Origin of the sequence: Candidatus Protochlamydia amoebophila UWE25 (genome assembly GCF_000011565.2) — a bacterium.
GTDB classification, from domain to species: Bacteria; Chlamydiota; Chlamydiia; order Chlamydiales; family Parachlamydiaceae; genus Protochlamydia; species Protochlamydia amoebophila.
This window is the reverse complement of record NC_005861.2, coordinates 1,507,426-1,531,826: the sequence shown is the minus strand read 5'-3', so window position 1 is coordinate 1,531,826 and position 24,401 is coordinate 1,507,426. Positions and strand designations below refer to the sequence as shown.

The following is a 24,401-nucleotide window of genomic DNA, read 5'->3' as shown; positions in this document are numbered from 1 at the left end:
ACATGGATATTTCAATTGGATCTAAAAAAATTGGACCTGAGCATCCTCCGTTTATTATCGCTGAATTATCTGGCAATCATAACGGTTCACTTGAACGGGCCTTAAAACTTGTTGAAGAAGCTGCGCGAGCTGGGGCCCATGCTGTCAAATTACAAACTTACACACCGGATACTATTACCTTAAATGTTCGGCGTTCTGAATTTTTAATCGAAGAAAAATCGAGTTTGTGGACTGGACGGTATCTCTATGATCTTTACCAAGAAGCTCATATGCCTTGGGAATGGCATCAACCTATTTTTGAAAAATGCAAAGTTTTAGGATTGGTTGCTTTTAGTACACCTTTTGATGAAAGTGCAGTAGATTTTTTGGAAGCGTTAGATGTCCCTTGTTATAAAATTGCTTCTCCCGAAATCGTCGATTTACCCTTAATTCGAAAAATTGCTTCACTTGGTAAACCCGTGCTTTTATCAACAGGGGGTGCCAATTTAGAAGAAATCACAGAAGCTGTGAATGCAGCCAGACAAGTTGGTTGCCAAGATTTAATTTTACTCAAATGTACAGCTGCCTATCCTGCGAAATCGATAGATATGCATTTACGTACAATTTTTCACATGAGCGAAAATTTTCAAGTACTGATAGGATTGTCAGATCATACTCTAGGAATAGGTGCTTCTATCGCAAGTTTAGCTTTTGGATGTTGCCTTATAGAAAAACATTTAACCCTTTCTCGAAAAGAAGGGGGAGTTGACAGTGTTTTTTCTTTGGAGCCGGAAGAGTTAAAACTTTTAGTTAACGAATCAAAAAATGCTTGGGAAGCGTTAGGTCAGATTCACTATGGGCCTCTTGCCGTTGAACAAACTACGCATTCTCATCGCCCTTCTCTTTATTTTGTGGAAGACCTTGAGCAAGGAGAAAAAATACAGCTGCACCATATTCGATCAGTTAGGCCCAATAAAGGGTTACCCCCAAAAGAAATTGATAAAATCATAGGATTGACTATTAATCAATCTATTGCAAAGGGAACACCTGTTACTTGGGATTTATTTAATATGGTTTAGCTGAAAGAACTTAATATAATTATTACATATATTTTAAAAATTCAATAAACTGATGATAAAAAAATTACCGTTGAGTTTTTTAAAAGAATATCGCTTTATTTGATTTTTAATAGATAATGTAAGTTGCAAATAACTAAGTTAAAATAAAATTTAGATGTAAATAAAAAGGCCTCAGATCCTTAAATTGTTTTTGTGGAACAAATAACAAGGATTGAAGCCATGGAAGAACAAATTATAGCACTTTATTGCCTTTTAGACGACTACATCCTTTCGATTGGATACAAAGATTGGCCAAATACAAAACTGTCTACTTCGGAAATTATGTTGATAAATTTAGTAGGAATGAGATTTTTTTACGGAAATATGGAAACGTCCCGAAAATTTCTTATTGAGCATAGATATATCATGAATAAACTGAGTAAGAGCGCATTAAATAGAAGAATTCATCAAATACCCATGAAATGGTGGGAGGAAATTCTTGAGTTTATTCAAAAATTAAAAAACTTTGGAAAATTACCTTTTGAATATATTGTTGATGCATTTCCTGTTTCTGTTTGTAGAAATATAAGAATTCAAAATTGTAGAATTTATCGAGGAGAGGAATTTAGAGGGTATAATGCTAGTAAGCGAGAATATTTTTATGGATTGAAAGTAACAGTCTTAGCTTCTCAAGATGGGTGCCCTTTTAGAGTTATCCTTTGTCCAGGCAGAGAGCATGATGCTGTTCCTTTTAAATACATGGAACGAAACTTACCCGCAGGCAGTAAGATTTATGGAGATTCTGCCTATGTCGATTATAAGCATCAAGACATGCTTGAAAAGATAGAAAACATCAAGCTCATAGTGGAGCCAAAATCTAATTCTCTTCGTTCAATCGATTTACATGATTTTGTAAATTTGAAGCACATTAGAAAATTTATTGAGGGAGTATTTGGCGTGATATCAAGACTGATGCCTAGAAAAATTCATGCAACGACGTCTAATGGGTTTGAAATTAAAGTTTTAGGATTTCTAGTAGCAGCTGCAACAAATTTTTTAATAAATTAGTTATTTGCAACTTACATTAGATACCTATTAACAATTTGAGAAGAAAAAAGATTAGCAATAGTTTAATCGATCGATGAATGAGTCATGCAGATTTTTTCTTCTCAAAAAGTTTTGTTTAAGACATGAGATGTGTTTTCATAAAATTCAATAATTGATCACATCTTGTTTTACTTATTTCAAGACCTTGTTCAATCGTTGTAAATTGTTTTTCTACAAGTCCACAATAAATTTTAACTTTAGGTTCAGTTCCTGAAGGACGAACCATCACTTTTGTGCCATCCTTGAGCCAGTATAAAAGAACGTCTGAAATGGGTAGAGTAATAGGATCTGTTTGATTTGTTTCTAAATGAATTTTGGTGGATAATAAATAATCTTCAATCACCATGACAGGGATACCGCAAATATTTTTCAGATGTGTAGAGCGAAGTTTTTGCATTCCCAAAGACATTTGCTCTTTTCCTTCTTTAGTTTCGCCAAAGTTAATTGAAAGTAATTTTTCTTGATAAATCCCATATTTGTGATAAAGGTCATGAAGTTTATCTAGCAAAGTTTTTCCTTCTAATTTAGCTTTTAAAGCTAATTCAGAGATAAGTGCGCTACAAACAATAGCATCTTTGTCGCGTGCGTGAGTCCCCAATAGATATCCGTATGACTCTTCTCCACCAAAAATAAATTGGTGTCTCCCTTTGAATAATTCCCATTCATGAATTTTTTCAGCAATATACTTAAAGCCTGTTAATACATTAAAGCAGGGTCTCTCATAGGCATCACAAATGGCTTGAAAAAGCTCTGTGGTTCCAATCGTTTTAATAAAAGCAGCTTTTTCAGGAAGTTTTTTTTGTTTAGCTAAAGCCTCACAGACGTGTTCGAGAAGAAGGGCACAAATTTGATTTCCATTTAATAAAACAGCTTCTCCATTGTGAAGGACAGCAATTCCCATTCTGTCGGCATCTGGATCATTAGCGATTAAAAGATCACATTTTGATTGTAGCATTAATTCGATACCGAGTTTTAAGGCAGCTGGTTCTTCTGGATTGGGAAATCGAACAGTTGGGAAGGTACCATCGGGAATGACTTGAGGTTCAACAAAAACATAATTGGTAAATCCCCATTCCTTTAAGGCTAGGGGAGCCATCGTAATTCCCGTTCCGTGTAAACTAGTATAGGCAATTTTTAATTGGCTGCCTTGCTTTCGATTTATTTCAGGGTAATGCTGAAGAGGACGAATTGCCTTCAAATAGGCTTCATCAATTTCATTGTCAATTTCTTCGATTAATAAGTCGTCAAGGGAATGACAAACTTTTACCTGATTGGGATCGACAATTTTTGAAGCTTCTGCAATGACTCCATCATCATGAGGGGGCACTAATTGTCCTCCATCAGACCAATAAACTTTATAACCGTTATATTCAGGGGGGTTGTGAGAAGCTGTAATCATGACAGCTGCTATACATTTTTTATAACGGCAAGCAAAAGAAACAAGGGGAGTGGGGCGAATATCTTTAAACAGATAAACGTGAATTTTATTAGCTGCTAATACTTTGGCAGTTTCTTCAGCAAATTCCCTGGAGTGATGACGAGAGTCGTAACCAATAAATACTGCTCGTTTTTTTTGAGTTTCATTGGGTTGCTTATTGATGTAATTGGCTAATCCCTGTGTAGCGGCTCGGACAGTGTAAAAGTTCATCCGATTAGTTCCAACTCCCATGATTCCTCTAAGTCCTCCCGTTCCAAAAGTCAGATTCGTAAAAAATGCATCAACAATATGTTTAGGGTCTTCTAAAAGGAGTTGCTTAATTTCTGCTTTTGTAGCTACATCGTATTGACCTTCTAGCCATAGATTAACATTTTTCTGCGTGACTAAATCAAAAAGGGGTTTTTCAGCGAGTTCCATGGAATCATTCTCATTTTAAGTGTTTAAATCAATAAGGTAAGTTTAATTTCACCATAAAAGAGCTTGAGAATGCATGCAATAAAAAATTATCCCTGGCTTAAATTTGCATTCGAGATGATTTTTTGAAAAAAAAAGAGTTTACCGTCACGGATTAAAGTAATTATCAATCGGTTAGATGAGAAGATGAATTTGTTTTGCTAAATCTAAGAAGACTTGATAGACATGGCCTGGATAAAAAGCAAGGGAGCGGTCCTTCATCATCAATTTCTTGCATAGCGGGATTAAAGGAATAGGGGCTAAAAAAGGAGAGGTTTGAAAAAAGAAACTTGCTAATTTTTCTGTTTTTATCTCATCAAAATAGGATAAATTTGGCTTGCCTCTGGAACTGTAAACTCGGCCATATTCTCGATGTTTTCCAACAACTGAATTTTTAATTGACCAAACGCATTAATAGCTTTGACTGCAACTAAAATGGCTACCTCTTAAGAGGTTGCTACAACAAAAGCGATCGTCATGGATAATATATATGAAAGGGACAATAAGCAATCGCCTGTGCTGTGCCTGGAAGAAGATCAATTAATAAAAGATCTAAATCGGCCCTAAAATTCTGAAAGCATTTTATTTTAAGGGAGAAGGAAGAAGAGAACCTTTCCAAATACGGATCCGGGTTTCTTCAATCAGAGGAAAACAATTGAAATAATTTTGATTCCAAATTTTGTAAAGGGAATAAGCTTGGTCATGTGGTTATTTTGCTTTTTTGAGGCAAGGGCTCAATTTTTGAGATCTAACATAATGGAAATCGAGGGACCATCAATATCGGCACCTAATAAACTTATCTCTAGGGCCTAATTGTAAAAAGCGACAGCTAAGTTGACAGCGACTGTTGATTTATCCATCACCTCTTTACCAGATCCAATAGCTAAAACTTTATTTGTCATGGCTGGTTATTTTCACGCAGTTGTCTCTGTAATTGCTCATGAATTTTATCTACGGAGACAACAGGAGCTGTTTCCGAAATTCCTTCACACCATTTAGCAGCTTCTTTCCAATCTCTTTTTGTTTTCAGGTTTTGGGGCCACCAAGGGTAGGTACGACATTGGGTAGGACGGACGGAATAAATTTGGCATTTTTTATCTTTTAGAAATACACAATCATAAGTTTGTGGCCTCTCAAGCAGTGAAAAACGCCCATTAATAGAGCGTAAATAATGATCTGCAAATTCTTGAATGGATAAATGTAAATGAAAAGCGATTTGTTCGATTTCTTCTTCATTGACCCAAATATATCCAGGAGCACCTGTACAGCATTGACCGCACCCAGTGCATTCAAACGATAATCCTTCTGCATACCACGGATTTTCTTCTTTAATGATTTTTAACATAGTTTAAAAGCCTTTCTTTTTAACCATTTGTCGAATACCTGCAAAAAAAAATAAAATGAGAAAGATAATACAAACAATTCTAAAACAACAGCGGCTTCGATAAAGAGCGAGAATAATATGAGCAATCCTTATTCAATAAATTTAAGATAATATAAGAAAAAATAACTATTGTCAACTTAGGTACGTTGTGATAAATTCCTCAAATGCTTAGTTTAACTAACTCATTTGAAGCATAACTTTTTTATAAGAGATCGATAAAATCGTTTTCAAAGGATTAACAGATTGTTATGTCCAAAAGAAGAAATTTTTTTATCCTTTCTCCAGCTAAAAAAATTATTTCAACCATTTCATTTCTTTTTGACACTGACGCCATCTACGTCTAACACACAAGCAAGTTAAAATTTGTTTGGAGTCGTTTTTCGCCTAGTACCAAATCAATTGTATTCATTAATTCGGAGACAAATAATATGCAAAAACAAAGAGAGCACTGGAGTTCACATTTAGGATTTATTCTTGCGGCAGCGGGATCGGCAATTGGTCTCGGAACGTTATGGAAATTTCCTTATGTCACAGGTGAAAACGGTGGAGGGCTCTTTGTTTTTATTTATATTTTATGCACGTTTTTTATTGGAGTTCCAGTTTTTATTGCGGAATTGATTTTGGGTCGAAAAGCCCAACGTGGAGCTGTTGGCATTTTTGCAAGCTTAGCTAATAACTCTGCTGCTTGGAAAACTGTGGGTTGGTTAGGAGTTGCCTCTTCTTTTTTAATCATGTCTTTTTATAGTATTTTAGCGGGATGGGGGCTCAATTACATTTTCATGTCTCTCAGTCAATTTTACAAGGATCGGACAGCCCAAGAAATTTCAGGGGTTTTTGACATCCTTGCTTCTTCAGCTGATATCACTTTATTCTGGCATTTTCTCTTCACGGCATTGACAGCCGCCGTCGTTTATCGAGGCATTCGTCAAGGAATTGAGTATTGGAGCCGCTTTATGACGATTGGTCTATTAATTATTCTTTTAAGTATGTGTGCGTATGCTTTCACCCTTCCAGGATTTCGAGAAGGAGTTAATTTTATTTTCTATCCAGATTTATCTCGTTTTAAACCCTCTGCTGCTATTGATGCTCTCGGGCTATCTTTCTTTACGCTTAGTTTAGGTCAAGGGATCATGTTGACTTACGGGAGCTATATGAGAAGAGGGGACAATATTCCTAAAACGGCAGTGATCATAGGTGTCATGATTGTATTGATTTCTTTATTGGCAGGCCTCATGATTTTCCCTATTATTTTTTCTTTTGGATTTGCACCCGAAGCAGGTCCTGGGCTTGTCTTCAAAACATTACCGGTTTTATTTGCTCAGTTGCCGGGAGCTCTTTTTATTTCTACCGCATTTTTCGTGTTATTTGTGTTTACGGCACTCACTTCTGCTGTCGCTTTAATCGAAGTTGTCACAGCAAATTTTACTGATTTACTCGGTTGGTCACGTCAAAAAGCTGTTTTAATTGTGTCGATTAGTTGTTTTATATTTGGTATTCCTAGCGCATTATCTAATACAAATACGTTATTTGCAAACTGGCCCGCCATTTATGGAAAAACTTTTTTTCAAACTATTGATGATTTGGTTACTCTTTGGTTTTTACCTATTGGAGGGTTATTAGTGTCTATTTTTACGGGTTGGGTTTTAGATAAAGAATTAGCGAAAGAGGAGTTTTCTTCTGGTACGACCATGCGTTGGTTATGGCACCCGTGGATTTTCTTTATTCGTTGGGTTGCTCCCATTGCTATTGTATTTATCATTCTACAGCAGAGTGGTTTGATTGATATCGACACTTATTTCAGTCAGAGAAAAGTAATAAGTCATTTATAAACAGGATATTGAGAAAATATTTATAAATTCTAGTAATAGTTTTAAGTAAAAAAATAAAGAAAAATGTTAACATAATACAGACAGAGTTAAATGAGCAAGCAGACTTTTAACTCTAAAATTATCGAAAATTTAAAAAGGGGATTATTATTTTTTAATAAAAAATCGTTGATAGTAGACGGACTATCATCTACTCTTGATCAAACTCTTAGATTGAAAAACTGATTAGTTTTAGGAGGTATTTATTATGAAGGATATAGCACATCATCTTAGATATATTCAAAGGAAAATCATTCGAAATAATCGTCAAGAAGAATTAAAAGCAACTCGCTTAGGCCTCAAGCCAACTTTGACATTAACTGAGAATGCAAAGAATTCCGCTAAAGAACAAATCAACTCTCAGACACAACCGTAAAATTAACAAAAGCACATTTCTATCATTAGAAGCTATTCTTGTTGGATCATTTTCTGTTCTAAGAATAAAGTTTTGGAAGTTTGCTAAAAAATGATTTTGCAAACTCCCAAGACTATACTTATTTAGTAGAGTTTTCTTCTTCTTCATCATCCGCATCTGCGATCAATGCTTCAGAAAGAAGCACAATACCGGCAGTTGATGCTGCGTAGGTAAGCGTATTTTTAATGACTTTGGCAGGATCTATCACGCCAGCGGCAATTAAGTCTTCGACTTTTTCAGTTAAAGCATTAAATCCGAAATTGGCAGGAGAATTGAGGACTTCATTTAAGACGACACTTCCATCAAAACCGGTATTTTGCACAATTTGTTTAATAGGTGTTTCGCAAGCCTGCAAAACAATTTTAGCTCCTACCGCTTCATCGCCTTCTAGTTTTAGTTGGCCCAACGTTTTACTTGCGTTTAGTAAAGCAACTCCTCCACCCGGAACAATTCCTTCTTCTAAAGCAGCTTTTGTTGAATTTAAGCTATCATCAAACATTTGTTTTTTCTGCTTCATTTCAGTCTCTGTCGCCGCACCTACTCGAATAACAGCAACGCCACCACTCAATTTAGCTCGTCGCTCTTCTAGTTTTTCTTTATCATAAGAACTTTGTGCCAAGTTAATTTCGGCATCAATTTGTTTAATTCTTGCAGCGATATCTTCTTGAGCTCCTGTTCCACCAACAATCGTTGTTGATTCTTTCGTGACAGTTACTTTTTCTGCTGATCCTAAAGCTGTTGCTGGAATTTCTTTTAAAGAAATGCCAAGTTCTTCAGAAACAACCGTAGCGGCTGTTAACGTTGCAATATCTTGAAGCATTGCTTTACGACGATCGCCAAACCCTGGGGCTTTAACAGCAGCTACTTTTAGAGTACCACGAAGTTTATTGACGACTAGTGTTGACAATGCATCTCCGTCAATATCTTCGGCAATGATTAAAAGTTCGCGTCCTGATGCAGCCGTAGCTTGAAGCACAGGAAGTAATTCATGAATACTAGAAATTTTTTTATCAACGAGGAGGATTTGAGCATGATCCATTTCAACAATCATTTTTTCGAGGTTCGTGCAAAGGTAAGGACTGACATAACCACGATCAAATTTCATCCCTTTGACAACTTCTATACTTGTTTCGGTACCCTTTCCTTCTTCGATTGTAATAGCGCCGGAATTACTCACTTTTTCCATCGCTTCTGCAATTAATTCGCCAATTTCTTGATTACCGGAAGCGGAAACAACAGCAACGTTTCTTGTTTCTTGTTTTGTTTTAACTGGAATAGCTGCCTTTTCAATTGCTTTTACAACAACTTCAACAGCTTTATCCATCCCTCTTTTAATTCCGATTGGACTTGCTCCAGAAGAAATATTTTTTATACCGGCTTCCACTAAAGATCTTAAAAGTAGAGCTCCACTTGTTGTTCCATCTCCACACTTTTCTTTAATTTTTTGGACGACTTCTTTTGCCATTGCAACGCCCATATTTTCGTATTTGTCTTCGAGTTGAATATCTCGAATGATGCTTGCGCCGTCGTTTGTGATTGTGGGAGCTCCCCAACTTTTTTCAAGACCTACATTTCTTCCTTTAGGGCCAAGGGTGAAGGCAACAACATCGGCTAATTTCTTGATTCCCTTTAAAAGAAATTCCCGTGCTTCCTCTTCAAAAATAATTTCTTTAGGTATTGACATATGAGCTCCTCTTTAAAATTTCTTATCTATCGAATTTTCGCTCAAAGTAAGATTTCAATTTCTCACCTTGCAAGTCATTTAAATGACGCAAAAAAGTTTAATCATTGAGAAATGATGCTAGGGAAAAAAAGAGAATTTTGCAAGAGAGAAATTACTTTTTTAGCAACTGAGTTGTTGATTTGCTAGATTTAAATACGTGTTTGGGAGAAGGAATCACATCCGCTAAGTTAACTTGTAGCAGTAACAAAGAATAATCGAGAAAATCATCTTGAATTTTTTTCCCTTCTTTTAGAATAAAAACGTAAGGATGAAGGAATTGGTCATAAGATTTAGATTGCGATTCTTTCATAGGAATCTCTGGTTAGCGATTAACTTAAGTAAGCCGAGCTTTAGTTTATGAGGGATAGAACATGGTTAAAGTCATTTCGATACTAGATTGAATCTCTAGGCAGAGATTAGACTTAAGTTTAACTTCTTTTCAAATATAATAAAAGGAGGATATTTTGAAGAGTTGTTTATAGTCCATAGAACTAAATAATAATTTATGCGAGGATTAAAAATACCTCAAGCTTGAATTGTCAATTGTGAAAAAGATTGTAGATATCTCTTTTAGATACTTGACGCAAATCGGCCACCATTTTTATGGCTTCTTTTCGAGAAAGTGAATATGTCGCTTGCATCCAAGAAACATGCTCTTCGGGAGACCATTGATTCCAATCGACTTGTGTTTGAGAAAAAGGTTCGATCATCAAGACAATTTCACCACGTGGCTCTTTATCTTTCCATTTCTTGAAGATTTCTTCTGCTGTTCCTCTGACAAATTCTTCAAACTTTTTTGTCAATTCTCTTGCCACAACTAATTGTCTATGAGGTTGTAAACTGTGGAACAGTTTTAAAGTATCGATTAAACGATGAGGAGATTCATAGCAGATAGTTGTCCCTGTATAGGTAAAAAGTGAAAGTAGAAATTTTTTTAGCTCTCCTTCTTTGCGGGGAAGAAAGCCAATAAATTGAAAATGGTCTGTTGGAAGTCCTGAACAACTTAAAGCTTGGATCGCTGCGCATGGACCTGGAATCGCTGTGACAGGAATTTGATTGGATATGCAAAGTTGGACTAATTGTGTTCCTGGATCAGAAATTCCTGGTGTGCCTGCATCCGAGATCAAACAAATATTTTTACCAGCATGGAGATCATCTAAAATTGATTGAGACTTTTCGGTTTCGTTAAACTTATGATAACTTTTAAGAGGTTTGTGTATATCGTAATGTTGAAGAAGTCTAAGACTATGCCTTGTGTCTTCACATAAGATATAATCACAGAATTTAAGTGTCTCAATAGCTCTAAAAGTTATGTCTGATAAATGCCCGATGGGAGTCGCAACTAGATATAACATACAACAATTTTTCTAATTTTAATGAACGTTTAAAAAAGGGATACGAAGGAGAAATAGAGCAAAGATATTAGAAATAATTAGGTGGCACCCAGATTCGAACTGGGGGATGGAAGCTTTGCAGGCTTCTGCCTTACCACTTGGCTATGCCACCACCTAGAAAAGCTAAGGGTATACACAAATAAACATCATTTCGTCAAGTGCGTTTTTATAAAAAGTAAAAAATGCTTTCTAAGTGGTTGTTTTTGAAAGATTCGGTTTTGAAAAATAAAAATTTTCAAATCCGAAACTTTTGGTTAACTAGAAGTGGTTTTAGAAAGACCCATCATTTCCAGAAATTGATCTTCAGGCAAGTCTGCCAATTTCGCTTCTTTTCCTACTTTGTAACCAGTGGCTCCTGTATTGATTCGAGTAATATCTAAGCCTCCCATCTCCATCATGATAGGAACAAAAATCTCTCGAAATTGTTTTCTGACTTCTGGATCAGATTTTAGCTCTTCGTGAGACGGAAATTTTCCATTGATTTCATTCATAATGGCAAAGGCTTTTGCAACACCATCCATCATTCCTGTGCGGTCTTTTCCACTCATACAGTTAAAAGCACATTTAGTTCCTTTTTGAATGTTATCCATACCATTACTGAGATTGATAATTTTTGCGCCAATCTCATATTGATTATCTCCATCTAAATAAGCTTTGGGGGATTCCATGAGAAAAGTGATGTCATCTAAAAGACTCTGTAATTTAGCTCGTTCTTCGGGCAATCCAATTTTTTCATTGTTGATCAAAGCTTCTGCTTGGGCTTTTAAACCTTGAAAAGCTTTTTTATTTTCTAAGGATTGGTTAATTGTTCCAAAACCTATTTTAACAGCTCCTGCGTTCACTCCAAAATTAAATGTATTGATGTTCAAGTTAACACCAATTGCATACCCATCGATATCAATAGATTTATTTTGACCCGCATAACTTTGTAAAGCAGCAATTTGATCATTCAACATGTTTTTCTCATTAGCGCCTTTTGAACCAATGGCACGTATATCATCTGGTGTGACAAGACTAACCGAATTGAAATTAAGATTAATTCCCTGTGCTTGGGCATCTTCTAAAGACATTCCTACATCTGATAAATGTTGTAACACAGCGGCTTTTAAGAGTTCGCCAGCTGCTTGCTTGGAGTTTTCTTTTCTAATTGTTGCATTGCTTTCATATTTGTCAGAAGTAATAGCGTGTCTCAATGCCTGATAAACGATTTGGCCCTCCGAATTTTTTAAGTTAGATTCCCATCCATTAATCAAATGCGCTTCTTGTCGATTCGCACTTGAGATCCCCCCAGTTTTACCAAAAATTTTTTCGAACACGCGCGCTGAGCCATTCGTTTCTAAAGCCTTATCAAATTCTGCATTCAGTGGTGTTTGGGTACTAGTAAATGGAACACTGTGCCCTTCTTTTTCAAAAGAAACAGTACGAGTCATTGTCGTTCTGACTTGTTGGCTTATATTTTGAGCTGAGAAAGATTTGACTTGTTTTTGGATCTTTTCCTCTGAAAAATTCAATTTCACTCGATAAATTCCATTGAGTCCAACCACACCTGCTCGACGCTTAACGTCGCTTATCCCATCTGTAAAAGCTTTCATTTGTTCTAGCTGATCTTTTTGAACATAGGATAAATCTGTTGTTTTTATATCTTGAAGCTCTGTTGGCATTGTTCGACTTGCTTGATCCATCGCACTTGTCGCTTGTTTAAAAGCCTCGACAGCCGCATTTTTCGTTGAAGAAGTCAAGGCAAAAAAACGAATGAATTTGGCTTCAAACCCTCCTTTTGAAAGGGCTGTTAATTCAGATCTAAATTTTTCGCCACCTAATTGAACAACAGCTTCGATGTGAGCTTTTTGAATAATTTGAGCGATTTGTTTTTCAGATGTTTTGATGGCTTTATTTAAATCTTTGATCTCTTTTTTCGATAAGGTGTTTCCGTTTGCAGGATTTAAAGCGTTAGCAAGATTTTCATGAACTTGAAATAATTCAGTAGAAGCTTTTTCATAAATTTCAGCTACTTGCGGATTATGACCATTTTGATTTTCTAACTGTTTTAATAGTTGATAGGCATGCCCCATATGAACATTAATTCTGCTACTAGCATGATTAATATCTTGCGTTGATGGATTAAAACTAACAGAATGAATACTTTTATTAAATTCAGTATTTAGATTCATAGTATTAACCATTTTAGTTTATTTAATTTAATTATAATTAATTAAAATTAATTAATTATTAATTTTTTAAATTTTAATAATTTAATTTAATTTTGTATTGAATGGTATACTAAGAGATGCAAGGAATATGCCAGTTTAGAAAACTAGCAACAAAGAAGTTTATTTTAAAAGGAATAGGATTTGAGAGAGAAACGTAAGGGCCCATCAAGGCAGAATAGTTATGTTCTTGAATTAAATAGGGCAGGGAAAGGACTCAAAAGGTTTGAGTTTTAAAATATGACGAGAGAGTTGTTTCCATAACCGCCAATTGCTTTTAAGATTTTTTTTGAGGATAGACAATTTTTGTTTAAAAACCTTTAATTGATCTGGTTCTCGCCCTTCTTTTCGAGCAAGCCGGTAGTTAACTCGCAATTGGTTAAATTCAGCAAATTCTACAACTAATTTTTCAGCTAGTTCGCGAACAAGTTTTTCAAGTTCATCTTTTTTTACATACCATAAGTTGCAAACGCGACCTAGTAATAACCTTTTTCTTTCAAGAACCATTCTTTTTTGGATGGTATAAGAATCCATCCGTTTCAGCTCTTTAGTCAAACCACATTTGCTAAGTGTCCAAATGAGCCATTTTGTGGGGTCAAAATGAAACCAGCGAATTCCATTTCGGTAATCATTACAGAAAGTATGGTGATAGTTATGATAACCTTCACCAAAAGTTAATAGGGCCAAAATATAATTGTTGACCGCTGATTGCTCTTGGCAAAATGGGCGATCACCCCAGGTGTGAGCAAGTGAATTGATAAACCACGTAAAGTGATGAAGAAGAAATAAACGTGTCCAGCAAGCTAGAAAAAAAGCTCCCATATAATCATCTAAAAACCAACCGACAACTAAAAAAGCAATTCCATTACTTATGAGCATACAAAGGAAATCATATTTATGTTGAAATTGAACAAGACGATTTTTTATTAAATCGGGCACAACTTTAGCTTCAATTTTTTTAGGCTTTTCTAAAATCCATAGGCAATGAGCATACCAAAACCCCTTTTTTATAGAATAAGGGTCACAATCTGTATCGACGTGGGCATGATGCAAGCGATGATCAAATGACCATCTTAGAGCACTTCCCTGACCAGCCATTGAACCAAAAAATAAGAGAAGCATTTCCACAAAAGAATTTGTTCGATAGCTTCGATGTGAATAAAATCGGTGATAACCTGCTGTAATACTTAAACCGGTTAAATAAAGTAAAATGATTGATATTCCAATCATTCCTAAAGAAGGGGGAGTAAAGTAGAAGTAAAAGGGTAAAGAAAGGAGAAGAAGAGTCTGATAAATCGTTAAGAAGAGTGTCGGTCCCCAATTAAATTCTTTAATTTTCATTTTTTTCTCCAAAGATTTTTCGCGAAAAGAATCATCATAAATGATTTAGGGATTTCAAGCGAGTCAATGGCAAAGTAAGAAGGTTTTGTTTTCTGTTCATTCAAATATTGGCATGATAAGAAATTTCGATGGTTTTATATAAAACCCATGAAACCTTTGACTTTTCTTAAGTTTTGATCCAATATAGATGGATATAATTGAAATAAACCGTTGTTTTATATCATATAAGTAAAACGAAATTTGAATTAACTATTGCAGCGTTTCGAAAAGCGGCAGGTGAAATGTCTGACCGGTCAGTGCCAAATTTTATTTCAATAGTGAAAAAGATTCCAAGTAGAGTTATTTGCCTTATTTTTACCTTGGCATTTCATGAAATGACGACTCCAATATTTCATTCCATTTACATTGTTTTGCCTCATTATGTTCACAAATCTGCGATTTCTTATCCAATCCATGCTTTATTTGGGATAAGAGAAGAAGCTAATAAAGATAAAGCCGGACTAAGGTTTTTTAAATAGGATTAGCATCAATGAGAATAATGACTTTAAAACAGATTGCTAAAATCTTGAATTCCTCTTTGCCTGAAGTAGAGGGTGTAGTTAAAGGATTTTGTGTAGATAGTCGGCTAACAAAAAAAAATGAGGTTTTTGTCGCTTTAAGGGGAGAGCATGTAGATGGGCACGCCTATTTGAATGAAGTGAAGCAAAAAGGAGCCTTAGCGGCAATCGTCGATCAAAATTATCAAGGGCCTGTATTTGGGATGCATTTATTTCGAACAGAAAATCCTTTACTAGCTCTCCAAATGCTAGCTCAAAAATGTCTTGAAAAAACGAGCCGTGTTGTAGCTGTAACAGGTTCAATAGGGAAAACAACCACAAAAGAGTTTATTAAAACACTTTTAGAGCAGAGATATGTCACTGCTGCTTCCCAGGGAAATAGCAATTCACAGGTAGGTCTTCCTTTAACTGTATTAAATCATACGACTGGGACGGAAGATATCTTAGTTTTAGAAATGGGAATGACAGAACCTGGGCAGCTGAGTACATTAGTCAATATTGCTCATCCAGAAGTGTCTGTATTGACAACAGCTGCTTTAGTCCATGCTTGTCGCTTTGAAACATTAAAAGATATCGCTTTAACAAAAGCAGAAATATTCTCTCATTCGCATACTCGATTAGGTGTGGTTGATCGAGAGATAGAAGCTTATGAAACAATTGCTCAAATAGGAGAATGCAAAAAAATATCCTTTTCGACAGTAAGCTCTAGGGCTGATTATCATTTAGAAACTGTTAATGAAGAAGTTAGATTAAAAACTGAAGGACAGAGTATTTCTCTTGGTAAAATGTGTTTGCCAGGTAAACACAATCTTCACAACTTACTTGCTGCGATTGCTGTTGCGAGGTATTTCGAGCTAACTTGGAATGAAATTAAACAAGCTATCCCTTTTCTTAAATTACCCGAGAGGCGCCTACAATTCGTTCAAAAAGAGGGTGTTTATTTTTTAAATGATTCTTATAATGCTTCGGAATTATCGGTCAAATCTGCCTTAGAAACGCTGCCAAATGCAACGGGAAAAGGTTATAAAATTGCTGTTTTAGGTAGTATGATGGAGCTTGGACATTTTTCAGATGAATGTCACCAACGTGTTGGTGAGTTTGCTTTAAATTATGTGGATAAAATGTACTGTCTTGGTGCTGAGTGTTTACCTATTGTTGAGGTTTGGAAAAAAGCAAATCGACCTGTTGAATTATTTATGGAACGTTCTGAGCTAATTTCAACTTTAAAAAAAAACTTAAAACCCGCCGATGTTGTTTTATTGAAAGGATCTAGATCCAAAGAGTTGTGGAAAATATTAGAAGAACTGTAAAAAATAACTAAAGAGCTTTATTTATGATTTTGTTTGCAATTGATTACTTGGAAAGGGTTTGGACTCTAAAAGTTCCAAGCGTCTTTAGTTATTATTCTACAAGAATGATTCTTGCCGCAATTACTTCTCTTCTATTGAGTATTTTTTTAGGGCCTTATTTTATCCGTAAACTTTATGAGTTAAAAATCGGTCAGTCAATTCGAAAAGAAGATTGCCCCTTGCTGGGACAATTACATGAGAAGAAACAAAACACTCCCACAATGGGAGGAATTCTTATTCTTTCTTCTATGTTGGTTTCATTAGTTTTATGGATGGATTTAACACATATTTTCACACTCATTTTGTTTGTCACAACTGTATTTTTAGGTTTGATTGGAGGAAGAGACGATTATCTCAAATTGAAATATAAAAATACCAAAGGGATGTCAGCACGAGGAAAATTATTTTTTCAATTTGTTTTATCCGCTGCAATTGCTTCTTATTTTTTATTGAGTTCAGTTAATGAAATGTTTGAGAAGTGGACATGGTTTCAACCTCCCGTAATTAAAGAGCAGATTGTTGTTAAAAATTCTGAAACTTTACAAGAGATGCCTTCTCAAACTAAAAGCATTAGTTTGAAAGAATACGCTTCGAGACTCTACATTCCCTTTTTTAAAGAGCCTGTTGTTACGTTTGGAGGTATTTCTCTTATTCTCATGGCTTTTTTCATTTTTTTTGTGATCACAGGATCTTCAAATGCCGCTAATTTGACCGATGGCTTAGATGGATTGTTGGCTGGTTGTTTGGTTACAGCGGCAGGATCCCTTTGCTTGATCGCTTTTGTTTCCAATCATGTGGATATTGCTCGTTACCTCAACATCCTTTACATCGAAGGAAGTGGAGAAATAGCCATTTATCTTTGCGCCTTAATCGGAGCAAGCTTAGGATTTTTATGGTATAATGGTTATCCTGCACAAGTCTTTATGGGAGATACAGGTTCTTTGACATTAGGGGGAATTTTAGGCGTCTCAGCAGTGCTGTTGCGCAGAGAGTTTCTTTTAGGGATTGTTGGAGGGATTTTTGTTGCCGAAGCACTTTCCGTTATTCTTCAAGTGGCTAGCTATCGACTTAGAAATAAAAAAAGAATTTTCCTTTGTGCGCCTTTGCATCATCATTTCGAATATAAAGGATGGCCCGAAACTAAAGTTGTGATTCGATTTTGGATCATGAGTTTACTCTTTGCTATCATTGGCATTGCCTCTTTAAAATTTCAATAAAGGATTGATAACAGATGCCGATAGAAAATTACTTTGGGAAAAAAGCGCTCATCATTGGATTAGGGGTAAGTGGAAGAGCCGCGGCTTCTTTCTTGCAAACATCTGGAGTAAAAGTTTTAGGGGTGGATCGAGATTATCTTCAATTGGAAAATCAACCTGAAATTTTAGAACTGAAAGCAAAGGGATTGGTAATTCAAGCGGATTGTGAAACTATTGATTTAAAAACATTTGATTTAATCGTCGTTTCTCCTGGAATTCCTTCAAATCACCCTTTAATTAAAAAAGCGCACGAACATAAAAAAGAGGTAATCGGAGAAATTGAATTGGGATGCCGCGCGTCTTGTCATTCGATTATTGGTGTGACAGGAACTAATGGCAAAACAACGGTCACTTTATTAATTACACATATTTTGAATGCAAATGGATTAAAAGCTAAAGCTTTAGGTAATGTAGGGACTCCCTTAACAAGAGAAATTTTAACACTCGATTTTCAAGAAATTGCCGTTTTGGAGCTTAGCTCCTATCAGCTTGACACTTTTCAACAACAGGTTTTGGACGAAGCTGTTGTTTTGAATATCACTCCTGATCATTTAGAGCGCTATGAGACAATGGAAAACTATGCAAAATCGAAATTTCAAATTGGAAAATGTTTAAAAAAATCGGGAAAATTATTTGTCGAGAGGAAAGCTGCCGTCGAATACCAGCATCTTTTAAATTTTCCTCATTCGACGTATGGTTATTTACCTTCTTGTCATACTTATACAGATTTATGCTCGGTCTTCTTAGAAGGAATGCAGCAGTTTGAGTTACCGCTAGAATGGCAAGGGAAAGAAAATCATGATCTAGAAAATCTCTTAGCTGCCTATGCCATTTGCGCACGACGAGGAATTAAACCTCAGCAATTTTTACAGGCTTTAAAGACTTTTCAAAAGCCCTCGCATCGTGTCGAGTTTGTTTTAGAAAAGAATGGGATTCATTTTTATGATGATAGCAAAGGAACGAATATTGATGCGGTTATGCGAGCTGTACAATCGATCAATCGTCCTGTATTTTTGATCGCTGGAGGAGTGGATAAAGGGGCTTCTTATGTGGCTTGGTTAAATGTTTTTAAAGGTCATGTAAAAAAAGTTTATGCCATAGGGCAAGCGGCAAATAAAATTCAAAAAGAATTATCACTGCATATTAGAGTGCAAATCGAAGCAAATTTAGATGACGCTGTCAAGCAGGCTTATCAGGATGCTAAAGAAGGAGACGCTGTTTTACTCTCTCCCGGTTGTGCAAGTTTTGATATGTTTAAAGATTATATCCATCGTGGAGAAGAGTTTAAAAGGCTCGTAAAACTTCTATAAATAAGAGAAATAAAAAAAATAGAGAGGATAAATAAAATGACAAGAAAGGATACGATACTGATTGCTGTCGTTATCAATGCTGGATTGTTAGCGATTTTATTTGCGACAGCTATCATTTATGATACTGAAAAAGTGCTGGAGCAAAGCGAATTCAATTCTTCTTTAGCGGAGGCTAAAGAAATTCCTTTAACTGATCCGGCTAATCATCTAGTCGCGACCGGACCAGTTATTGTGGACGAAGTTGATAATGTTTTAAAGTATTATTCTCAACCTTCTTATTCATTAAAAATTGATCCTTCTGATTCTTATAATCCTGAATCTATCGTTGTTCAGGCGAGTCCTTCTGAAGACGATGAGCCAATATCTGAATTTTCACCTAATTTTAAAGGTAATTTTGTTGAAATAACCGTTAAAAAAGGAGATGTATTAGAAAAGATTGCTCGTGCTAATGGGACAACGATTAATGCGATTAAGAAAGCAAATAACCTTCCCAACGAAAAGTTGTCAATAGGTCAAGTTTTAAAAATTCCTTTGAATCAAGTTCAAGGGGCAATTGCAGCAAAAAGTGAAATATCTAAAAAGGATTTAGAGCAAATAGAAAATAATCAAAACTCATCCGAAGCTGTTTATTATATTGTTAAGAGCGGAGATAATCCTTGGAAAATTGCTAAACAATTTAATGTGAAATATGAGGATATTTTAAGGCTAAATCAATTAGATGAAGAAAAGGCTAGAAATTTGAAGATTGGGGATCGCATTCGCGTTAAGTAGCTGTTCATGACATTTTATCGGTCGTTACTATTATTTTGTGTGGCTTCGATCTTCGCGATGGGGCTAGTTATGATTTTTAATACCACTTCAGCAGAAGTTTTAGATCTTGCGCTTAATAAAAGTACCCATCAGGCCTTATTAAAACAAATTTTTTATTGTTTGATAGGATTAATCTTAGCTGGTTGTGTATGGCATTTGGGGTATCAGAAGGTCATTAGTTTTAGTCCCTATTTGTTAGTTTTTTTCTGTTTTTTACTTGTTCTGACACTTATTCCAGGTTTAGGTAAAGAAGTTAATGGATCAAGGAGATGGATTGGTGTTGCAGGATTTTTTTTCCAACCTTCCGAATTTGTTAAATACATTGTTCCGGCTTATTTTATCTATCGAATGGAAAATATAGAGGGGGAATCGCTAGGGTTAAAAGACTTTCTTAAACTGATCGCTCAAGTAGGAACCCCTATTTTCCTTATCTTAATAGAACCTAATAATGGGACGGCGGGTGTGATAGGCCTTGTTGTCATAGTCATGTGTGTGATGACAAAAATTCGATTTAAATATTGGGCTCTTCCACTGATGTGTTTTATGGTGATTGGTGCAATTTCTGCTTATCATCTTCCTTACGTATCAGCAAGGTTAAAAGTTTATCTTCATCCGGAACTAGATTTGAGAGGTAAAGGCCATCAACCTTATCAAGCAAAAATAGCTGCAGGTTCTGGGCAATTGTTAGGAAGAGGGCCTGGGAATAGTTTGCAGAAATTAAGTTATCTTCCCGAAGCACAAAATGATTATATTGCGGCTATTTACGCGGAAGAGTTTGGCTTTATAGGTGTAACAGCTTTAGTGATTCTTTATATGATTATTGGTTACGTGGGATTTTATATTGCTCATATTTCTTCAGACAGAAGAGGTTTTTATTTTGCGACGGCCATTACTTTTTTAATCTGTTTTCAAGCTTTTATGAATCTTGGAGTTGTGTCTGGTTTATTGCCAAGTACAGGATTAAATCTTCCTTTTTTTAGCCAAGGTGGGACTTCATTAATGGCTAACATCGCAGGTCTCGGACTGTTATTAAATATTGCTCATCAGAGGAGTCAAGTATGTCTAAACGGTTTATGATTACAGCTGGTGGGACGGGGGGGCATATTTTTCCTGCTCAAGGATTAGCACAAGAACTCATCAAAAAAACCTATTCTTCCTCTATTTTGTTTGTTGCGGGCGGCCTTTCAACAAATAAATATTTTGATCGCTCCATTTTCCCTTTTCAAGAAGTTTCTGCAAGTCCACTCTTTTCTAAAAATCCTTTTAAATTATTAAAAGGTGTTTTTAATCTTTTAAGAGGCGTTTGGCAAAGTATTCGAATTATTAGAAAATTTAAACCAGATGTTGTTGTTGGATTTGGAAGTTACTATACAGTGCCTCCTTTACTTGCAGCAAAAATTCTCCGTATTCCAATTGTTTTGCATGAAGCAAATAGTATTCCAGGAAAAGCTAACAAATGGCTTGCTTCAATGGCTTGGCGAGTAGGTATTCATTTTCCTTTTACAGCTACTTTGTTGAAAGGAAATACGATAGAAGTAGGGATGCCTTTAAGAGAAGGGTATCAGCTTGATCAAATTGATAAAATAGAGGCATTATCTTATTTTGGATTAAGTAAAAATAACTCTACACTTTTAGTTTTCGGTGGATCTCAGGGAGCTTTAGCCATTAACAGATTGATGAGAAATTTAGCCAATACATGGAAGAATACACCTATTCAAATCATTCATATTACAGGAAGTATACAAGAAGCAGATGAACTTAAAATTTTTTATGCTAATTACCAAGTAAAAGCCTCTGTCAAAGCATTTGAAAAAAATATGCATTTAGCATGGCGTGCAGCAGAAGTATTTATAAGTCGTTCAGGAGCTTCTACAATTGCTGAAGCAATGGAATTTGAAGTGCCAGGGATTTTAATTCCTTATCCTCACGCAACAGATCATCATCAAGACAAAAATGCTGATTTTTTTGTTGATATTGTTAAGGGTGGAATAAAAATTGTTGAAGAGAAAGCTAAACCAGAAATTGTTCTTAAATCTATTCAACTGTTAATTGACCCTATAGCATTAGATAAAAGGAAAAGCGCTATCCATTCTTATAAATGTAGGCCAGATCGTACAACGCTTTGCGAGCTTGTTTTAGACACAAGCGAATTAAAAAGTTTACATAAAGCACCACAGAAAAGGAAATAACCATGAGAGGGCATTATCATTTCATTGGAATCGGTGGAATAGGAATGAGCGGGCTTGCGCGAATTCTACTTCAACAAAATCTGAGTGTGTCAGGTAGTGATATTGCTTTTAACTACACTATTGAAGGATTAATTAAATCTGGTGCGACTATTTATAAAGGACATTCTCCTTCTTATATTACTTCAGGGTCTACTGTGATTTACAGTAGTGATATAAAAACTGATAATCCTGAATACCTTGCAGCAAAAAATTTGCAATGTTCTTTACTTCATCGTGCTGAATTATTAGCCCTTTTAACAAGACAAAAAAAATCATTAGCTGTTACTGGAACTCATGGTAAAACGACAACATCCTCTCTTTTAGCAACAACTCTTTTAGAAGCAAATTGCGATTCTTCTTTTGCCGTTGGTGGGATAATCCCTCAATTTCAAAGTAATGCAAAACATGGTTTAGGTGATTTATTTGTTTTTGAGGCCGACGAAAGTGATCGAAGCTTTTTAAAGTATTTTCCCTACGGAGCTATTGTGACCAATATCGATAACGATCATTTAAACTCCTATGAAAATTCTGAAGATGTATTAATACAATCTTTTCAGCAGTTTACTTCCCAAATTTCTTCCCCCAATCACCTTTTTTGGTGTGGAGATGATACTCATTTAAAATTTCTCAATGGTATTGGGCAAAGTTATGGCTTTGGAGAGCATTGCAATTGGAGAATTTCTAATGTTTTTCAAAAAGATTTCAATCTTGAATTTGATTTAGAAGGCAATGAAAAAAAGTATCCATCCATTAAATTAAATTTAATTGGCCGACATAATCTTCTCAATGGTGCTGCAGTATTTGGATTAGCAATGTCTTTAAATATTTCTGAAGCTTCGATTAGGCACACATTTGAAAGATTTTGTGGGGTATTAAGGCGATGTGAGTATAAGGGAGAGTTTGAAAACACTATTTTTTTAGATGATTATGCACACCATCCAACAGAAATTCAAACCACCTTAGAGGGAATTCGAAAAGCTATTAAATCGAAAAGGCTGATTGCTGTTTTTCAACCTCATCGCTTTTCTCGTATAAAGGATTGTTTAGGAATGTATGGAAAAATTTTTAATAATGCCGATGAAGTGTTTGTAACAGATGTTTATGGGGCAGGAGAAACGCCTATTGAGGGAATATCTCAACAACAAATTATCCAGGAAATTTCTGAGAACTCTAGTGTTCCAGTCAAATATGTTCCTCGAACGGCGTTAGGACATAAACTTAGTGAATTTATTCAACCTCTCGATGTCATTGTGACTCTCGGGGCTGGAGATGTCACAAAAGTGGCTAGCGAAACACTAAGCTTGCTTGAAAATGGAAAGCGCTTTTAACTTTGTTACGCTTGAAAATAACCTCTTTTAATCAGAAAATCTATGGTTTCTAAATCTTACCCTAACCCAGAAATTCCTTTTAAACGAGCCTGTTTATGGATTTTACTTTCTTCTTTACTAATTTCAGGATCGGCATTGATGGGATGGTTGTATTATCAGTCGGCCAAGGAAAAAAGATTGCACGGCGGACAGTATCAAATTGTCGCTATTGTTCAAGAGACTCCTCACCAAGAAAGTTTGAAAACGGGATATTTAGCAGAACTTTTAGAATTATCTTTAGATCAGCCTGCAAATCTTTACCAGTTTGATAGTTTTGAAGGAGAAAAAAAGCTTTTAAAAAGCCCTTTAATTAAAAAAGTTTCTATTAAAAAAATACGCCCTGGTACTTTATATATTCAATATGAAATGAGAAGCCCTATTGCTTATGTTGGAGATTATTCTAATACGGCAATTGATGAAGATGGAATTTTATTTCCTTTTCGTCCTTTTTTTACTCCCAAATCTATCCCTACCTTTTATTTAGGATTAAGTGAGCATGAAGGAAAATGGGGGGTGGCTTTGCAAAATTTAGATCGTTTACAGTTAGCTCGAAATGTATTAAAAATATTTAAAGATGTGGCAACCAGGGAGATTGCAGTCAAACAAATAGACGTGGCTGAGGCTTATGCTGACAGTTATGGACAGCGCCAAATAGTTGTTAAATTGGAAGATCGAAAAGACTTTTTATCTCGACATATCTCGGCAGAAACCCTTTTGAGATTGAATCCAGAGCATTATAAACAAAATATTGTGAATTTTTTTTCGTTAGATAAAGTTTTAAATGTTAAAAGTAGAACAAATAATGGGATGACAATTATCGATTTACGAGTTCCTCATCTTGCTTTTTATTCCCAAGATGAAAAATAAAAAATTGAGACAAAAATTTTTTTTACGAATTTACTTTCAATTTTATAAAAAGAATGGATGAAAGTTCATTGGACACGTAGAAGCTAAGAATGAGGCTCGACGAATTTTTCGTTATCTGGTGCCAAAATGTTATGTGGCTTGTGCACAGATAATTCCCTGAATTGAATCTGTTTACGTGATGTGTGGGCAATAATTAGAAATGGTTTAAGGAAGTAAAATTGTATTTAAAACGCATCTAAAAAATTATGACACAGGTTAGAGAAATTATTGAATAAAAACTGTAAATATGAAGT

20 protein-coding genes and 1 tRNA gene are annotated in these 24,401 nt (G+C 35.4%); 12 read left to right on the top strand and 9 right to left on the bottom strand.

The window, feature by feature from the left end; all coding sequences use genetic code 11:
• Positions 1–2: 2 nt before the first annotated feature.
• Positions 3–1,058, top strand: a complete 1,056-nt coding sequence (gene pseI, locus PC_RS06100; protein ID WP_011175813.1) for a pseudaminic acid synthase — start codon at positions 3–5, stop codon at positions 1,056–1,058.
• Positions 1,059–1,277: 219 nt separating this feature from the next.
• Positions 1,278–2,105 (top strand): IS982-like element ISPasp3 family transposase, encoded by an 828-nt coding sequence (locus PC_RS06095; RefSeq protein WP_011174955.1) that lies wholly within the window; start codon positions 1,278–1,280, stop codon positions 2,103–2,105.
• Positions 2,106–2,220: 115 nt separating this feature from the next.
• Here PC_RS06095 and PC_RS06090 read toward each other — a convergent pair whose 3' ends face one another.
• The 3 genes from PC_RS06090 to PC_RS06085 all read right to left on the bottom strand — a co-directional run bounded on the left by PC_RS06090 (position 2,221) and on the right by PC_RS06085 (position 5,380).
• Positions 2,221–3,999, bottom strand: a complete 1,779-nt coding sequence (locus tag PC_RS06090; RefSeq protein WP_011175812.1) for a phospho-sugar mutase — start codon at positions 3,997–3,999, stop codon at positions 2,221–2,223.
• A gap of 845 nt (positions 4,000–4,844) precedes the next feature.
• Entirely contained in the window at positions 4,845–4,937 is a 93-nt protein-coding gene (locus tag PC_RS11735) for an Mrp/NBP35 family ATP-binding protein (RefSeq protein ID WP_232086067.1), read from the bottom strand.
• Positions 4,934–5,380, bottom strand: coding sequence for a YkgJ family cysteine cluster protein (locus PC_RS06085; protein ID WP_011175811.1), 447 nt, complete (start codon positions 5,378–5,380; stop codon positions 4,934–4,936). The genes PC_RS11735 and PC_RS06085 overlap by 4 nt, the downstream gene beginning before the upstream one ends.
• A gap of 467 nt (positions 5,381–5,847) precedes the next feature.
• Here PC_RS06085 and PC_RS06080 point away from each other — a divergent pair, with 467 nt between their 5' ends.
• Both PC_RS06080 and PC_RS11275 read left to right on the top strand, forming a co-directional pair.
• Complete coding sequence (locus tag PC_RS06080; RefSeq protein ID WP_011175810.1) at positions 5,848–7,248, top strand: sodium-dependent transporter; 1,401 nt, start codon at positions 5,848–5,850, stop codon at positions 7,246–7,248.
• 244 nt (positions 7,249–7,492) lie between these two features.
• A complete protein-coding gene (locus PC_RS11275) occupies positions 7,493–7,660 on the top strand; it encodes a hypothetical protein (protein ID WP_181679074.1) in 168 nt (55 codons plus the stop codon).
• A gap of 118 nt (positions 7,661–7,778) precedes the next feature.
• On the opposite strand, the gene groL is transcribed toward PC_RS11275, so the two are convergent.
• The 6 genes from groL to PC_RS06050 form a co-directional block, all read right to left on the bottom strand.
• Positions 7,779–9,383, bottom strand: coding sequence for a chaperonin GroEL (gene groL / locus PC_RS06075; protein ID WP_011175809.1), 1,605 nt, complete (start codon positions 9,381–9,383; stop codon positions 7,779–7,781).
• Positions 9,384–9,534: 151 nt separating this feature from the next.
• Positions 9,535–9,732: a hypothetical protein gene (locus tag PC_RS06070; protein WP_011175808.1), complete on the bottom strand. Its 198-nt coding sequence runs from the start codon at positions 9,730–9,732 to the stop codon at positions 9,535–9,537.
• Positions 9,733–9,961: 229 nt separating this feature from the next.
• Positions 9,962–10,777, bottom strand: coding sequence for a 16S rRNA (cytidine(1402)-2'-O)-methyltransferase (gene rsmI, locus PC_RS06065; RefSeq protein WP_011175807.1), 816 nt, complete (start codon positions 10,775–10,777; stop codon positions 9,962–9,964).
• Between the two features lie 79 nt (positions 10,778–10,856).
• Positions 10,857–10,928 (bottom strand) — tRNA-Cys (locus PC_RS06060).
• Positions 10,929–11,070: 142 nt separating this feature from the next.
• On the bottom strand, positions 11,071–12,987 hold the full coding sequence (locus PC_RS06055) for a type III secretion system effector inositol phosphate phosphatase (RefSeq protein WP_044045061.1): 1,917 nt from the start codon (positions 12,985–12,987) through the stop codon (positions 11,071–11,073).
• Positions 12,988–13,218: 231 nt separating this feature from the next.
• On the bottom strand, positions 13,219–14,364 hold the full coding sequence (locus tag PC_RS06050) for an acyl-CoA desaturase (RefSeq protein WP_011175805.1): 1,146 nt from the start codon (positions 14,362–14,364) through the stop codon (positions 13,219–13,221).
• A gap of 529 nt (positions 14,365–14,893) precedes the next feature.
• Between PC_RS06050 and PC_RS06040 the strand changes: the two genes are divergently transcribed.
• Genes PC_RS06040 through PC_RS06005 form a run of 8 tightly spaced genes read left to right on the top strand, consistent with a single transcriptional unit; the run spans position 14,894 to position 24,108 of the window.
• Positions 14,894–16,231, top strand: a complete 1,338-nt coding sequence (locus PC_RS06040; RefSeq protein ID WP_011175803.1) for a UDP-N-acetylmuramoyl-tripeptide--D-alanyl-D-alanine ligase — start codon at positions 14,894–14,896, stop codon at positions 16,229–16,231.
• A gap of 23 nt (positions 16,232–16,254) precedes the next feature.
• Complete coding sequence (gene mraY / locus PC_RS06035) at positions 16,255–17,487, top strand: phospho-N-acetylmuramoyl-pentapeptide-transferase (protein WP_011175802.1); 1,233 nt, start codon at positions 16,255–16,257, stop codon at positions 17,485–17,487.
• 14 nt (positions 17,488–17,501) lie between these two features.
• Positions 17,502–18,836, top strand: a complete 1,335-nt coding sequence (murD, locus tag PC_RS06030; protein ID WP_011175801.1) for a UDP-N-acetylmuramoyl-L-alanine--D-glutamate ligase — start codon at positions 17,502–17,504, stop codon at positions 18,834–18,836.
• Between the two features lie 36 nt (positions 18,837–18,872).
• A complete protein-coding gene (locus PC_RS06025) occupies positions 18,873–19,607 on the top strand; it encodes a LysM peptidoglycan-binding domain-containing protein (protein ID WP_011175800.1) in 735 nt (244 codons plus the stop codon).
• A 6-nt stretch (positions 19,608–19,613) separates the two neighbouring features.
• Positions 19,614–20,723, top strand: a complete 1,110-nt coding sequence (gene ftsW, locus PC_RS06020; protein WP_011175799.1) for a putative lipid II flippase FtsW — start codon at positions 19,614–19,616, stop codon at positions 20,721–20,723.
• Positions 20,705–21,835 (top strand): undecaprenyldiphospho-muramoylpentapeptide beta-N-acetylglucosaminyltransferase, encoded by a 1,131-nt coding sequence (gene murG, locus PC_RS06015; protein ID WP_011175798.1) that lies wholly within the window; start codon positions 20,705–20,707, stop codon positions 21,833–21,835. The genes ftsW and murG overlap by 19 nt, the downstream gene beginning before the upstream one ends.
• A 2-nt stretch (positions 21,836–21,837) precedes the next feature.
• Positions 21,838–23,202 (top strand): UDP-N-acetylmuramate--L-alanine ligase, encoded by a 1,365-nt coding sequence (gene murC / locus PC_RS06010; RefSeq protein ID WP_011175797.1) that lies wholly within the window; start codon positions 21,838–21,840, stop codon positions 23,200–23,202.
• A gap of 42 nt (positions 23,203–23,244) precedes the next feature.
• Complete coding sequence (locus tag PC_RS06005) at positions 23,245–24,108, top strand: cell division protein FtsQ/DivIB (protein WP_052278666.1); 864 nt, start codon at positions 23,245–23,247, stop codon at positions 24,106–24,108.
• The last annotated feature ends 293 nt before the right edge of the window (positions 24,109–24,401 follow it).